The organism is Hyunsoonleella rubra, from assembly GCF_042684665.1.
Taxonomy (GTDB): Bacteria; Bacteroidota; Bacteroidia; order Flavobacteriales; family Flavobacteriaceae; genus Jejuia; species Jejuia rubra.
Genome location: NZ_JBHULY010000005.1, coordinates 248881 through 264399, shown reverse-complemented (window position 1 = coordinate 264399; position 15519 = coordinate 248881). Strand labels below are relative to the sequence as shown.

General features: G+C 44.2%; 7 protein-coding genes. All 7 read right to left on the bottom strand.

All coding sequences use genetic code 11. The annotated features are described in order from the left end of the window. Positions 1 to 18: 18 nt before the first annotated feature. On the bottom strand, positions 19 to 4233 hold the full coding sequence (locus ACFSR8_RS01980; protein ID WP_380288511.1) for a LamG-like jellyroll fold domain-containing protein: 4215 nt from the start codon (positions 4231 to 4233) through the stop codon (positions 19 to 21). 368 nt (positions 4234 to 4601) lie between these two features. Then, on the bottom strand, positions 4602 to 7892 hold the full coding sequence (locus ACFSR8_RS01975) for a hypothetical protein (RefSeq protein ID WP_380288509.1): 3291 nt from the start codon (positions 7890 to 7892) through the stop codon (positions 4602 to 4604). Between the two features lie 276 nt (positions 7893 to 8168). Beyond that, complete coding sequence (locus tag ACFSR8_RS01970; protein ID WP_380288507.1) at positions 8169 to 11381, bottom strand: LamG-like jellyroll fold domain-containing protein; 3213 nt, start codon at positions 11379 to 11381, stop codon at positions 8169 to 8171. 232 nt (positions 11382 to 11613) lie between these two features. Continuing rightward, the gene (gene radA, locus ACFSR8_RS01965) at positions 11614 to 12972 is read right to left on the bottom strand and encodes a DNA repair protein RadA (protein ID WP_380288505.1); all 1359 of its coding nucleotides are present in this window, start codon (positions 12970 to 12972) and stop codon (positions 11614 to 11616) included. Next, positions 12973 to 14121 carry an alpha/beta hydrolase gene (locus ACFSR8_RS01960; RefSeq protein ID WP_380289369.1) on the bottom strand — a complete coding sequence of 383 codons (1149 nt, stop codon included), beginning with the start codon at positions 14119 to 14121 and terminating at the stop codon, positions 12973 to 12975. Positions 14122 to 14199: 78 nt separating this feature from the next. After that, positions 14200 to 15126, bottom strand: a complete 927-nt coding sequence (locus ACFSR8_RS01955) for a lysylphosphatidylglycerol synthase transmembrane domain-containing protein (RefSeq protein WP_380288503.1) — start codon at positions 15124 to 15126, stop codon at positions 14200 to 14202. 36 nt (positions 15127 to 15162) lie between these two features. Next, on the bottom strand, positions 15163 to 15513 hold the full coding sequence (gene panD / locus ACFSR8_RS01950) for an aspartate 1-decarboxylase (RefSeq protein WP_186560997.1): 351 nt from the start codon (positions 15511 to 15513) through the stop codon (positions 15163 to 15165). Positions 15514 to 15519 lie beyond the last annotated feature (6 nt).

Below are 15519 nucleotides of genomic sequence, written 5' to 3'. Positions count from 1 at the left end.
GTTGATATTTAGGTTTGGTCAATTTATGATGATCTTTTTCGTGATCACCTGGTTCGCATCCGTCCTGAAGCAGGCCACGTAGGCGCCCGTGGATGCGTCCGCCAGCTTCAGACCCCTGTCAAGGGTGTCCCCCGATACGTTGTCCAGCTCCATTACGGACTGCCCCGTTATGCTGTACAGCGTGAATTTCGTTACCTCGCCGTTGAGTCTCTTCGCAAAGAGCATGTTGCTCCCCTTGTGGTAATAGATATAGTCCTCGGACGCCTCGGCTTCCTCGGTGCCCAGGGTACTGGCCTCCGACTGGAACACGATCTCGAAGCGCTGGTTGAACTTCCCCTGCTGGGAGGAAAAACCGTAGGGCTGGCCGTTGGTAAGGTCGAAGTATTCCCCGGTCAGGTTGTCCTTTAGATAGATTTCCTGATCCTCATCGATATTTTCGGTTTCCGTTATTTTTATTGCAAAGGTGTTGTTCCCCGAGGACTTGAAGTTCAACGGCACCACCTTGTCCGCCGTGATAGGCCCGTAGGCCATGATGTTCATGTTCTTGCCCTCCAGGCTGAGGCTCAAATCGTTGTTGTTGATGTCGTCGCTCTCCGCGTCGTAGCCGTAGTCGAAGGCGTCCGATGTTTCATTACTGAAGCCCAACAGGAGCTCCCTCCTAGTGTCGGGGCCCGTTACCGAGCTGAACTCCAGGCGGACCCTTTTCATCGGGCCTCCGCCTTCTTCAGGTCCTTCCGACTTTGCGGACGCGCCCTTCGATTTTTTGCCCCCGTTCTTGAAGAACGTGGAACCGTTGCCGTACGTGCCGTCGGCATCGGCCTCTTTTATGAATAGGCGCTGGCCGTTGTTGAACTCGACCGTGCCGTCGGCAACGATCTCCGTGATGAAGCCCTGACCCACGGGCAGGTATCTTGTTGGTGTCTTGGTGCCGTCCTGGGAGCCGTTGTTCGCGCCGTAGAAGCCCACGAACTGGTAGGCGCGCACCGATCCGGTTTTATTTACTTGGGCGTAGCCACCGTTGTACTCGTTAAGGTTGTGCGAGCTACCGCTCCACTGTTGCCACAACTGAAGCGTCCCGTCTATAACCCCCGCGTTGTCGTCTATGAACCGGTGGACGTCAAGTGCCGAGGGGTAGGGGTTGCCCAAAAGGTATTCCGTCTTGGTTGAATTGGCCACGGAGCCGGGACCGCCCCTGTCCGTTACGCTTATCAATATAGTACCGTTGTTCGGCTTGCCCTCGAAAATATACTGTTGTTCCGTTCCCGGTACGCCCGTGCCCTTCTGGGTGTAGCCCACGCCGGGGCCAAGGTTGGTCGACGGGGCGATCTGCGCCCAGTCCCAGTAGGTCAGCCCGTTGATGAACGTATAGAGCCAATAGGTACTGATGTTGCCGCTGGCCGTATAGTCCGAGGTGAAAGAGCAGTTGAAGCCCGAGTCGTCCTTCAGCATATCCAGGCTGAACGCCGTGTTGTTCGTGTTGTTGCTTGCCGTATTGTTGTCGGCCAGGCTTGTCGCTCCCTGATATCCAACGGGGGAGGCCCAGTAGTTGTACCAGTAGGCACTCGGTACGCCCTCCTGCCTCCGGAGTACCTTCCCGTCCGCAGAGGTCACAAGGTCGCTGTGCGCCGTCTGAACCAGCTGGGAATCGCCCATCAGGTCAAGCGTGCCGTTTAATTCTAAATAATAGCTGTTCTTTATTTCATTATCGCCCTGGACCGTTAATCTTGCGCCGGAATCCAGTATCAGGCCCAACGTGCTTACCGATGTGGAAACGTCCATATCGTGGCCCACCTGGACGATGGAATATCCCGAACCGCCCAGCTCGCCCATGTCCCAGGCACTGCCCGACGCCCAGTTCGAGGCCGTGCCCCAGCTACCGGAACCCGATGTCCTGTAAGGCATAGGCGCCGTCTGGTCCTGAAGGGTCAGGATGTTGTATAGCTGGACCGTATGGCTGTTCGAGGAACGGTCGTCGGTCGTCGAGTTGACAATATCGCTCATCGGGTAATAGGCCCTAAGGCTGGACCACGATATGTTGGCACCCGTATCCTCGTCCTTTATGGCCTTCGGCACGACTGTCCCCGTGACCAGTCCCGATACGTCCTGTATCTCCTGGTAGACCATCCTCCGCACCTGGGACGTCGTGAGCGCGGTATCAAAGACGCGGACCTCATCAATGTCGCCGTAAAAATACCCGGAATCAGAGGCCGAACTTTTTCCTATGGTGAAGGCATCCGTCGAGGCAGCGATACTGGAGCTCAGCGCCCCGTCGTCGCTACCGGCCCTGAAGTGCCCGTTAACGTATATTTTAAGCTTGCTTGAAGCTGCCGCATTATCAAATACCAAGGCGATGTGCGCCCATACGTTGTCCGTCAGCGCATCCGAGCCCGAAAGGGAAAGGGTATGCCCGTTCAAACGAAAGGTCGGCACCTTCGAACTGTTCACCTGCATGTGGAAATCGCCCTGTTCCATGATCTTCCCGGTGCTCGAAAAGGAGGGGTCCACCCTTACCCAGGCCATGGCCGTCATCTGCCCGTAGCCGCTCAGGTCCAAACTGCTGTCCAGGTAGTCGTCGACCCCGTCAAAGTCTATCGTGGCCGAGGCGGGAGGGTTGGGACTGAAAAGGTCCCGGTAGTCAAGGTCGCCACCGATACCCAGATCGCCGTCACTATCGGGTAGTACCGAAAGGTCCGTAGGGTCGTCGATGTCGTCGTTCGCATCGTTGGGGTCGCTCGTGTTCGAGCCCTCGAACAAAAGGTCCAGCCCGTCGTTGTCCGAGTCCGAGAACAAGGCGATCGCATCCGCCATGCCGTTCTCCTCGATGTCCAAAAGCGTATCGTTGTCGCTGTCAAGGTCCAATATGTCAGGATAGATATCCGTGTCCGTGTTCACAACGCTGATTCCGCTACCGTAGGCAATGTCGATGCCGGTCTTGAACGAGACCGTGCCCGTGGGGGCCACGTAGCCAGCCGTGGTCTGGCCCTCTACGTTGTCCGGGATACCGTCGTTGTCGCTGTCCAGGTCCAGGTAGTTGAACTTCCCGTCCCCGTCGAAGTCCTCGCCAGTCAATATAATCAGTGAATTGGCATTGAAATCCAAAAACTCGCACTGAGTGAAGGACATGCCGAATTGTCTTTTTCTTGAAGAAGTTGTTGTGCTTATGGCCTGCATGCGCATGGTAAAGGAATTGCCGATGAACTGGTAATATGCACGCAATACCTTTAAGGTAGAAAAGCCAGGGCCTTCCTGCAATCCAGATGCACTGATTTGTATATCGCCACCTCCTAAGTCCAAAGTTTCTAGCGAAGTCGGGTTTTCCGTACCATATGCTGCAACATCATTGTAAACTACAGATTCCTTCAAACTGCCACTTCCATCACAATCCCAAGTAATTCCATTGATTCTGAATATTTCCGTTGACGGTACTGTTGTACCCGCATTTACAATAGTAAACTTAAATGTAGCACCCGGTGTACCTGTACCTGCAAACGTAAGTTCCGTTTGTAAATACGTCGGATTATCTACAGTGTCGTTGTCTATATTAGCAATTGTAGTGTTAGTCAATTCGGTAACTTCCATCAAAACGTCGTAACCTTGAATTGAATTGCTGAACCTATAGACGGCTCCAACTGATCCGTCGGCTCCCGTACTCGCCCCCGCATCATATGCAGCATTCTCGAATGCCAGCTCCGGAAGGGTACATTCAAACCTTTCTTCTCCCAAATTCTCGACACCATCGGTTATCCCGTCTCCATCGTCATCGTAGTCCAGATAATCCACCATCCCATCATTGTCCGTATCCAAAAGTCCGTTGCAGGTAGCATCGCCACCGGAAACATTGAAATATATATTTTGTCCAGTAGTACTTGCCCCGCTCCCATCGTTGTTTATAACTTCAACACCTGCGACAACCACAGAAACATAACTAGAAGCATCCCAGCCGTCATTGGCAATATCGTATAGTTTAATATAGTAGTTGCTCCCATTAGCGACGCAACCTAAATCGTATCTGGAACCGTAAGCGTCCGTTACGCCCTGCTGCGTAGCAATGTAGCATTGATTGTCATCACAGATGGTAGTGATTAAATCATTGGTTGTGTTATAAACCTCAATTTTGTTTTCAAAAGCATTCCCAGGCCATTTCACAGTTATTCTCACATCGGAATTTTGAGCAAAGGAAAAACTGCACAGGAAAAAAACAAAAAGTAGACTAAAAAGTAACTTTGCTTTCATATTAAGTAGATTTGGGCATCTTAAAATTAACTTGTTGTCAACGAATTACATATCTTTTCATCAAAATATGCTTTCCACAACGATTATATAGACGAAATATATCAATCTTTATACCATAAAATATACTCTACTGAAATTAAACTTGAGGGAAGAAAACTTCAATTACGATAACACACTTCTTTAGTACTACACTAAAATTCCATACAATATTACTTCAAATTATCGATAAAAGCAACAAAATATTCGGTAAAATGCATAATCGGTCAGATTTTGGTATTTCGATTGAAACTTAAAACCTTTACCCATAAAACAAAAAAAAGCCAAACTGTTTGTTTGACTTTTTTGCTTTGGTTGATCTTTAGGTTGGGTCAATTTATGATGATCTTTTTCGTGATAACCTGATTGGTATCCGTCCTGAAGCAGGCCACGTAGGCGCCCGTGGATGCGTCCGCCAGCTTCAGCCCCCTGTCAAGGACATCCCCCGATACGTTGTCCAGCTCCATAACGGACTGCCCCGTTATGCTGTACAGCGTGAATTTCGTTACCTCGCCGTTGAGTCTCTTCGCAAAGAGCATGTTGCTCCCCTTGTGGTAATAGATATAGTCCTCGTTGCTTTCTATTTCATCGGAACTTAAGGTGCCCGCCTCGGACTGGAACACGATCTCGAAGCGCTGGTTGAACTTCCCCTGCTGGGAGGAAAAACCGTAGGGCTGGCCGTTGGTCAGGTCAAAGTATTCCCCGGTCAGGCTGTCCTTTAGATAGATTTCCTGATCGTCTTCAATATTTTCGGTTTCCGATATTTTTATTTCAAAGGTGTTGTTCCCCGAGGACTTGAAGTTCAACGGCACCACCTTGTCCGCCGTGATAGGCCCGTAGGCCATGATGTTCATGTTCTTGCCCTCCAGGCTGAGGCTCAAATCGTTGTTGTTGATGTCGTCGCTCTCCGCGTCGTAGCCGTAGTCGAAGGCGTCCGATGTTTCATTACTGAAGCCCAACAGGAGCTCCCTCCTCGTGTCGGGGCCCGTTACAGAGCTGAACTCCAGGCGGACCCTTTTCATCGGGCCTCCGCCTTCTTCCGGTCCTTCCCCCTTTGCGGACGCCACCTTCGATTTTTTGCCCCCGTTCTTGAAGAACGTGGAACCGTTGCCGTACGTCCCGTCGGCATCGGCCTCTTTTATAAATAGGCGCTGGCCGTTGTTGAACTCGACCGTGCCGTCGGCAACGATCTCCGTGATGAAGCCCTGACCCACGGGCAGGTATCTTGTTGGTGTCTTGGTGCCGTCCTGGGAGCCGTTGTTCGCGCCGTAGAAGCCCACGAACTGGTAGGCGCGCACCGAGCCGGTCTTGTTCACCTGGGCGTAGCCACCGTTGTACTCGTTGAGGTTGTGCGAGCTACCGCTCCACTGTTGCCACAATTGCAACGTCCCGTCTATCACCCCCGCGTTGTCGTCTATGAACCGGTGGACGTCCAGTGCCGAGGGGTAGGGGTTGCCCAAAAGGTATTCCGTCTTGGTTGAATTGGCCACGGAGCCGGGACCGCCCCTGTCCGTTACGCTTATCAATATAGTACCGTTGTTCGGCTTGCCCTCGAAAATATACTGTTGTTCCGTTCCCGGTACGCCCGTGCCCTTCTGGGTGTAGCCCACGCCGGGGCCAAGGTTGGTCGACGGCGCGATCTGCGCCCAGTCCCAGTAGGTCAGCCCGTTGATGAACGTATACAGCCAATAGGTACTGATGTTGCCGCTGGCCGTATAGTCCGAGGTGAAAGAGCAGTTGAAGCCCGAGTCGTCCCTCAGCATATCCAGGCTGAACGCCGTGTTGTTCGTGTTGTTGCTTGCCGTATTGTTGTCGGCCAAGCTTGTCGCTCCCTGAGATCCCACGGGGGAGGCCCAGTAGTTGTACCAGTAGGCGCTCGGTACGCCCTCCTGTCTCCGGAGTACCTTCCCGTCCGCAGAGGTAACAAGATCACTTTGATCCGTCTGAACCAGCTGGGAATCGCCCATCAGGTCAAGCGTGCCGTTGAGCTCAAGGTAGTAGCTGTTCTTTATTTCATTATCGCCCTGGACCGTTAATGTTGCTCCGGAATCCAGTATCAGGCCAACTGTTTCATGACTAATACTAGTTTCCATGTTTCCGTTTATTTTAATAATTGCCGCTTCTGAATGTGAATTAGGTATATCCCATATAGTTCCGTATTCCCAATTATTGACATCGGACCAATCTCCACTACAGGAATTTGTAGTAACGTATGGTATTGGAGCCGTACGTTCTTGGTAAGTTCTCATATTATTTAACTTACCATCTATACCTGTATCAGAATCATCTGGAGTATAACCAGTATCAATAATTCCCATTTTGTAATATAGCTCTAGATCACTCCATAATAACCCTTCAATATCTTTTGGTATTACTGTACCCCTAACATTGCCTGAATTATTTTCTATTTCTTGGTGAATCTGTTGCTGTAACTGGCTTAAGGTTAGCGATTTGCCATAAACTCTACATTCATATATTGCACCTTCAAAATAATTATTATCCAATTCCGTGTTTCTTCCTATTTCGAAATCATGATTGCTATCCCAAGATGGGGCACTGTTAATTGTTGCACCTATGGACAGGCTACTATTGTCGCTCCAAATACTTTGACCGTTCAATAAAAGTTCAATTATCCCAGAGTTTCCGTCAAATTTCAGAGCTACATGATACCAAAGATCTGTTGTCAACAATGCTGAAGCTATATCTGGAGAATAAACCTCCGTACCCGAGCTGGTCTTGACAAATGCTTTTAATCTTCTATTTGAATCTACATAAAGCCTAAAATTACGTTGCCCCATAATTTCACCTCCACCAAAACCATTATCAAGTCTTACCCAAGACATCATAGTTGTTTCTGTTTTCCCGCCTAAAAAAGCGGACCTATTTATATAATCATTTACGCCATCAAAATCTAAAGTTTGTGGTATACAAAAGCTAAAATTTCCCAATCCTGAACCATGTATATTATTAGGGGAACAAGTATCGCAATCTTGCCACAAAAATGATACACTGGTTATATAGCTTGAATCCGAAAAATTAACCCCAACAACGGCATTGTTTCCTGAAGTTGAAGAAGAAACCGCGTTTACAATTCCTGTACTATTATCTGTAGTATATGAAGGAGTGCTAGAATTTGTAAAAACTGGAGTAATTATATTTGAATCTGTATCAATACCTGTAATTGTATACTTATCTCCATTCGCACCAGAAGCGTTTACATGGTGCATATCAAAAGAGAGGGCATAAATGGGAGAGCTAAATGTTATGGTACATGTTATTCCCGTCGCCGAAAATCCTGTTGTGTATAAGTCTAATCCTTCGTATAATGCACTTGAACTGTTTCCTACTTTTGGCGTTTGAGACCCCCAAACACCAAGAGAACCTGTGTCCCCAGTAAATGTTATCGTAATATCTATTCCTGAATTGTCAACATTCGTATAGGTATTGGTCAGGCTTCCGTTTGGCAACCAATTATATTCATTTGAACTTGAAGGTGCCTGAGACCAATCCAATACAAAATTTTCTCCACAATTTGGAGGAGAATGTAGTTGAGCAGTAGCTCTACCTGAAATAAGAAACCCTATAAAAGCAAGTATTCTTATTAGCGCTATTCTTTCTGTCATAATAAAAACATTTAAAGAATTCTTCAATTTCAGGTGCATCCACCATATAAATTGAACTCTGTATTCTAACAAAATGAAAACTCTATTGAAACTAAACTTGAGGGAAGAAAACTTCAATTATTACCGCACACCTATGGTGCACATCACTTAAAAACTAAACAATATTACTTCAAATTATCGATAAAAACAATAAAATATACGACAAAATACATATTTTATAGACAAACACCGTTTCTGTAAGTTTGTCAGAAATAGATTTATCTCTGCTATCGATATCTAATTCATGATTATTTTTTTGGTTAAAACCGCGCCCGAATCCGTTCTTAAGCATGCAATATAGGTTCCCGCAGTAACATTGGGGAGACTTAAACCATTTTCGAATGTTAAGTTTGGGACATCGGTCATTTCAAAAACGCTTTGTCCAGAAATGTTGTAGAGCACAAATTTTTTAATCCGACCAGAAAGTTTTTTAGTAAATAATAGGTTGTTCCGCATGTCGTAGTAAATGAAATTTTCATCCACTTGGGCTTCTTCCATACTTAGTGTACTTGCTTCGGACTGAAATACGATTTCAAACCGTTGATTAAATTTCCCCTGGCCCGATGAAAAATGATAGGCTTCGCCACTAGTCAAATCAAAATATTCACCCGTAAGATTATCACGTAAATAAATCTCTTGATACTCACCGACATTTTCCATTTCGGTGATTTTAATTTCAAAGGTATTGTCGCCAGAAGATTTGAAATTTAATGGCACCACCTTATCAACAGAAATTGGCCCATACGCTTGCATATTGAAATTTTTGCCATCAAAACCTAAGTTCAAATCATTGTTATTGGAGCCATCAGTTTCTGCGTCATAACCAAAATCAAAATCATCTGAAGTGTCTTTACTAAAGCCCAAAAGCAATTCCCGTTTTGTTTTAGGGCCTTTAACCGAATTAAACTCTAAACGTATTTTTTGCATTTCACCATGATCTACTTCCGAATCAGTACTCTGATTAGATTTTCCATTACCCCTTTTTGAAAATACTGAGCCGTTATTATAGCTTCCGTCCGCATCTGCCTCCTTGATAAACACTCGCTGACCGTTGTTGAATTCAACATTTCCATTTGCAACAATTTCCGCAATAAACCCTTGTCCAACCGGCACATATCTCGAGGGTATGACAGTACCCCGTTCCTCTCCAGTAGTTGCTCCGTTGAATCCTACAAATTGCCGCGCTCTAACTGCTCCCAATTTATTTACTTGGGCGTATCCACCATGGTATTCATTCAGGTTATGTGAGGCGCCACCCCATTGTTGCCAAAGCTGAATAGTTCCACCAATAATGTTTGCGTTATCATCGATAAATTTATGAAGGTCCAGTGCTGATGGATACGGATTACCCATCAAGTACTCAGTTTTAGACTTACCTGCAACGGAACCCGGCCCTCCCTTGTCTTGGACTTTTAACAAAATGGTGCCATTATTGGGTTTGCCCTCAAAAATGTACTGTTGCTCGTCAAATGGCACTCCAGTTCCCTTTTGGGTATAACCCACGCCAGGGTTCAATTTTGAAGTTGGGCTAATCTGCGCCCAATCCCAGTAGGACGTACCGTTGATGTAAGTATAGAGCCAATAGGTGCTGATGTTCCCGTTCGCCGTATAACTATTGGTAAATTCCTTATTAAATCCAGTTTCGTCCTTAATCATTTGCAATTTGAAGTCCGAGTTGTTTGGGTTATTTTTGGATGTGTTGTTGTCCGTTAAAATTGTCGCTCCCGCAGTGCCAATGGGCGAAGACCAATAGTTGTACCAAAAAGGGTTTGATGTCCCTTCTTGCCTTCTCAGTACTTTTCCATCTTCGGAGGTCACTAAATCACTATTTTTGGTTTGTACCAGTTGCGAATCGTCCATCAAATCTAAAGTCCCGTTCAATTCTAGGTAAAAACTGTTTCTAAATTCGTTGTCGCCATTAACAGTTATGGTTGTGCCTTCATCCAAAATTAGGCCCGCCGTTTTTACCGAAGTATTGACGTCAAGGTCGTGGCTTACCTTTACAATTGAAAACTCAGAATTTGCCAATTCGTCGGTATCTTGCACATCACCCATCGCCCAATTTTCAACATCCTCCCAGCTTCCCGGAGCTTTGGTTACAAAAGGTATTGGTGCTGATTGCTCCTTTACGTTTTCGACATTAAAAATTGTGGCCATATGCTCATATGACGAAAAATCTTTGGTATATCCGCTGATGATGTCGCTCATTTTATAATAGGCCACTAAACTGGACCAAGGGATGGTTGCTCCGGTATCATCGTCTTTAATTAACTTTGGAATGGTTACACCTGCAACACTATTGGCACTTTCGGTTATTTCTTGATATACCATTTTTTGTACCTGACTTTCCGTAAGCGCCATATCAAAAAGCCTGACCTCATCCACGTCGCCGTTAAAAAACTCCTTGTTGTTGGTTACATTTTTACCAATTGTAAACAGATCTGCGGTTGTACCTATGGCTTCAGAAAACAATTTGTCATTACCCGTTTTGGCCAAATGCCCATTGATAAACAATTTTAATTTTTGATTTTTTATCGAACTGTCAAAAGTAATGGCAATATGCGTCCATCGACCATTTTGAAGTCCCTCTAGAATCTTTCGAGAATTAGCAACAATCGATTTTCCATTAACCCGTGCTACCACCCTTTTATGCTTATTTACCTTAATCTTCATTTTACCCTGACTGATTAATGTGCCTGTTTCAGTAAAACTTTTGTCCAATTTCACCCAAGCCATTATGGTCAGTTGATTGTAACCACTTAAATTTAGATCACTCTCCAAATAATCGTCAATTCCATCTAAATCAATGGCGGCGGTGGCTGGTGGATTGGGCGTAAACATGTCTTCAAGGTCGGGGATACCGTCGCCGTCTGTGTCTTTATCTGGATCTGTGTGGGTTACAAAATTAATGTTGTAGTCCTCAATTTCACCGGATTGATATTTGTAATCGCAACTGCTGAAGTTTTGCTTTTTTCCCGTTCTGAACCCAATTCGAATAACCGATTTACTGGTCTTTATCGATTTTGGGATTTCTATTTTAAAAGGAATAATTATTGACTTGTTCCCTTTGGAATTTGTCTTATCCTCTGCCCAGAAAATGAAGCGTTCGCCTTCATCGTCAAAGCTCTTATTTCTATTCAAATCCATCCAAACTACCAGGGCATTCTCTTTGGTGTTCCACCCATTTAGGGTGACCGTAACTTCGCCTTTTAATGTCTCTCCAATTTTTATATTTATGCTGTTCAGGTCTGAAAAATAGGAGTAGCCACCTGTTTTTCCTTTGCTTATGTTTGAAAAATCACCTATCGAGACTTTGGAAATGTAGTTGGTATTGAACTTACCAATATTCTTGGGCTGGCAAAACTGGCCAAAAACGTTGGCAAATGCGAAAAACGTTAAAAAAAGTAGGCTATAAATTCTGAAATCGGGTCGAGTATCATTTCTTTTCATGGTATTAATTGTTTGGGGCGCAATTAAAAAATCAAATACTATTGCAGTATTTCAAGAAATTGAAAAACCGAGAGAACGTTTATCAAAAAAAAGTTATCCTAATCAAATAAATTATGCTTGTATTAAAATTAAAAACGTAGCAAAAGTAATACAGATAAGTCAAAAATCCTAAAAATATTGTAATTTTTATCGATTAAATGAAAATATTATCGTTGAAATACGCGATTTAAGGTCATGTCAAAAAGCCCACCAAATCCTCAATTTTCGAAATAAGTTGTACTTTAATCGTTGTGCCTTTCAGTGAAATTTTATTGTATTTGGACACAAAAATGGTCGAAAACCCAAGCTTTGCGGCTTCCAAAATACGTTGTTCCACACGCTGGACAGGGCGAATTTCTCCAGAAAGCCCCACTTCCGCCGCAAAGCAAAAGTCATTTTGAAGGGGTTCGTCCTCGTTTGAAGACAATATTGCCGCAACAACGGCCAAGTCAATTGCAGGGTCATCAACAGTTATGCCTCCCGTTATATTTAAAAAAACGTCTTTGGCACCCAATCGAAACCCGGCGCGTTTTTCTAAAACGGCTAAAAGCATGTTCAAACGTTTAGCATTAAAACCTGTTGCACTGCGCTGTGGCGTACCGTAAACTGCCGTACTGACCAAAGCTTGAACTTCAATCATTAATGGGCGCATGCCCTCCAATGTGGCCGCAATGGCATTTCCCGATAACTCTTCTTCCTTTTTCGAAATCAAAATTTCCGACGGATTGGACACTTCTCTTAATCCCGAACCTTGCATTTCGTAGATACCCAACTCATTGGTAGAACCAAAACGGTTCTTGTGCGCGCGAAGAATTCTAAACACATGGTTTCGGTCGCCTTCAAACTGCAAAACGGTGTCCACCATATGCTCCAAAATCTTAGGGCCAGCAATATGCCCATCCTTTGTAATATGGCCTATAAGAATGACGGGCGTAGCAGTTTCTTTAGCAAATTTTATGAGTTCTGCTGTACATTCTTTTATTTGTGATATGCTTCCAGCGGATGATTCAATATAATCGCTATGCAAGGTCTGAATGGAATCCACAATAATAACATCGGGCTCCAAAGCCTCAATTTGTTTAAAAATATTTTGGGTTTTTGTTTCCGTTAGTATGAAGCAATTATTGCTTTCGGGATTAATACGCTCGGCTCGCATTTTGATTTGTTTCTGGCTTTCTTCACCGGAAACATATAGTGTTTTGAAAGGCAGTTTTAAAGAAACCTGAAGTAAAAGGGTACTTTTCCCAATACCTGGTTCACCACCTAGTAATATTAACGACCCTGGTACAATACCACCACCAAGCACTCTATTGAATTCACTATCCAAACTATTCAGTCGAGCTTCCTCGGAAACATCAATGTCTTTTATCCGTAAGGGTTTTGAAGCTCTTTTTGTGGGGCTTGAATTTGTCTTCCAATCGGCCTTTTCTGGTTTTTGAATGACCTCCTCCGCAATGGTGTTCCACTGCTTACAGGAATTGCACTGCCCCTGCCATTTGGCATATTGCGCCCCACAATTTTGACAGAAAAATGTTGTCTTTACTTTTGCCATCTAATATCCGAAGTCCATCTTTATAGCCTCGGCCAATTCCAAAACCTTATCTTTGGTAATACCCGCTATTTCGTCAAGGGCGTAGGCCGATTGATAGGTGCGCATCGCTTTCTTTGGCTCACCCATTTCTTCATAAAACCTTGCCGTGTAATAACTGCCCAACATAGTTTCAGGATAATCCTTTCGTGCCAATTTCCCCAATTGCTCGTAGTATTCAAACAATTGATTTTTCTCAATTGCCGCAGCAATCGCCTTGTAATCATTGATGAGAATTTTTTTCTCTATGCCGAATAAATCCTTAATGGCCTGATACTTTTCTTCGAGATATAAAACTGGCGAAATCTCAAGTTCCAATATTTCTTCTTTGTACTCCTTTTTGCTGATCGGCTGAAACACTTTAAAGATGGTCTCGAGCGCATTTGGAATGGCATGTGCCGGTACGGAATAGTGTGATGCATTTTTAAAACTGTCGAATTCATATGAAATATTCTCGTTTTCAACCTGCTCGATATCCGAATGCAATGCGCCCGTCATCTGCTTAATGGATTTGTTGTCAAATTCGGTATTTGCCAGATAGTAAAACAATTTGGATTCCACTTTGGTCAATCCTTCAGGAATGTATTCCAACATTTGGGGCGCCAACTCCGGGCTTACTACAACATACCCTTGAAACAACGGCCGCGATTTCAAAAGGTAATAATTAATGAAATTAGCGGTTTCACCATGGCCGACGGCTACCCTAAAATTTGCCGTGCGATAATTGGTTTCGATGTACGGCAATAACTCCATTCCTATAAATTCGAAAAATCTAGCACCTGTTTCAACGGGCAAAGAGTTTTGTTCAGAATACATACAATCGTCGTAGCGTTTATCAATTTGATTGATACCAACTACGATGCATTCCGGCATATCTTCCCAATAGGAATAATAATCTACATTACCCGCCACAGCTTCAAATAGATAGTCGCCATCAAGAACGATAAATACGGGATACCTTTTGTCTTCATCACTGGAATAACCTCTCGGCAACTGTATTTTTATTTGGCGTTCCTCTCCCATTTTATTGGACTGGAAAACCTCATATTTTACTTGGGCACTCACACTCAAACCAAAAAACAAACAAATCGATAGGATAATAGCAACTCTCATCATTTAAAACTTTAAATAAACAACGTGAGCAAGGTATAAAATATGCTAGAAGAATTCAAAAAAGAAGAACGCCGAAATCTACTTTGGCTTGATGCGGTTATATATCGGCAGATAAATCAAAGACAACCCCCCAAAAATAATAATCAAAAGTGTTTGAGAACCCCACATAATCCAACCAAAGGCGCGACTTGGGTCTTCGGGAATGCTAAATACCAGAAATGCCAAAACTATGGCTTCGGGATAGGAGCCGATACCTCCGTTTGTTGCAGCAATACTGAAACTTGCCGCGATGAAACCTATGAGGATTGCGGGAAAAGGGATGTTGCTGGTTTCTTCCAGTGCAAAAGATGTGACATAAAACATGAGAACATACATACTCCAAATGAATACGGTATGAAATATAAAGGCCCATTTCTTTTTCATTTTGAAGATACTCATTACCCCTTCAATCAAGCCGTTTACAAAACTTCTTATTTTGAGGGCTATTTTTGAATTGCTTTCTTTGATTAATAAGAAGAATACCACTAATCCGAGGAGGCCTCCTAATAATAAAATTCCAATTTTAAGGGGGTCGAACTTTTCGATCAAAAAAGAATATATAAAATCGAACTGCAGAAAAAGGGCAATGCAAATAATGCAAAATACCATCACCAAATCAGCAATACGCTCGGCTACGATGGTACCGATGCCTTTTTCAAAAGGAACGTTTTCATAATTGGTCATAATAGAAGCTCGTGCTACTTCGCCAGCCCGTGGGATGGTATAATTAATTAAATAAGTTGCGAAAACAGCCATTATGCTATTGGGAAGCTTCACGTTATAGCCCATGGGCTCCAATTGAAATCGCCAACGATACGCCCGGGACAAATGACTTAATAAACCAAAAAACACACCCAAAAGAATCCAGAAATAGTCGGCCTTTTTAAAATAGCCAATCAATTTTTCAATCGAGATTTGGGATAAAGAATACCACACTAAAAAAACTCCCAACAAAAGTGGGAGCATAATTTTTAAGATCTTCTTTATTTTGGGGCTCACGTTTTATTTTAAAAGATTTGTGGCTTCATCAGGAAATACCAAAGAAGGCTTAAATACCTTGGCTTCCTCAATACCCATAAAGGCGTAAGTAATCAAAATTAAGGTGTCGCCCACCGAAACCTTTCTTGCTGCCGCACCATTCAGGGTTATTTCACCACTATTACGTGGCCCCGGGATACAGTAGGTTTCCAGACGTTCGCCATTGTCATTGTTGACAATCTGAACTTTTTCACCTTGAATAATATTAGCAGCATCCATTAAATCTTCATCAATAGTAATACTACCGATATAATTAAGGTCAGCGCCAGTACACTTTACCCTATGGATTTTGGATTTTACAACTTGAATTTGCATGTGGCA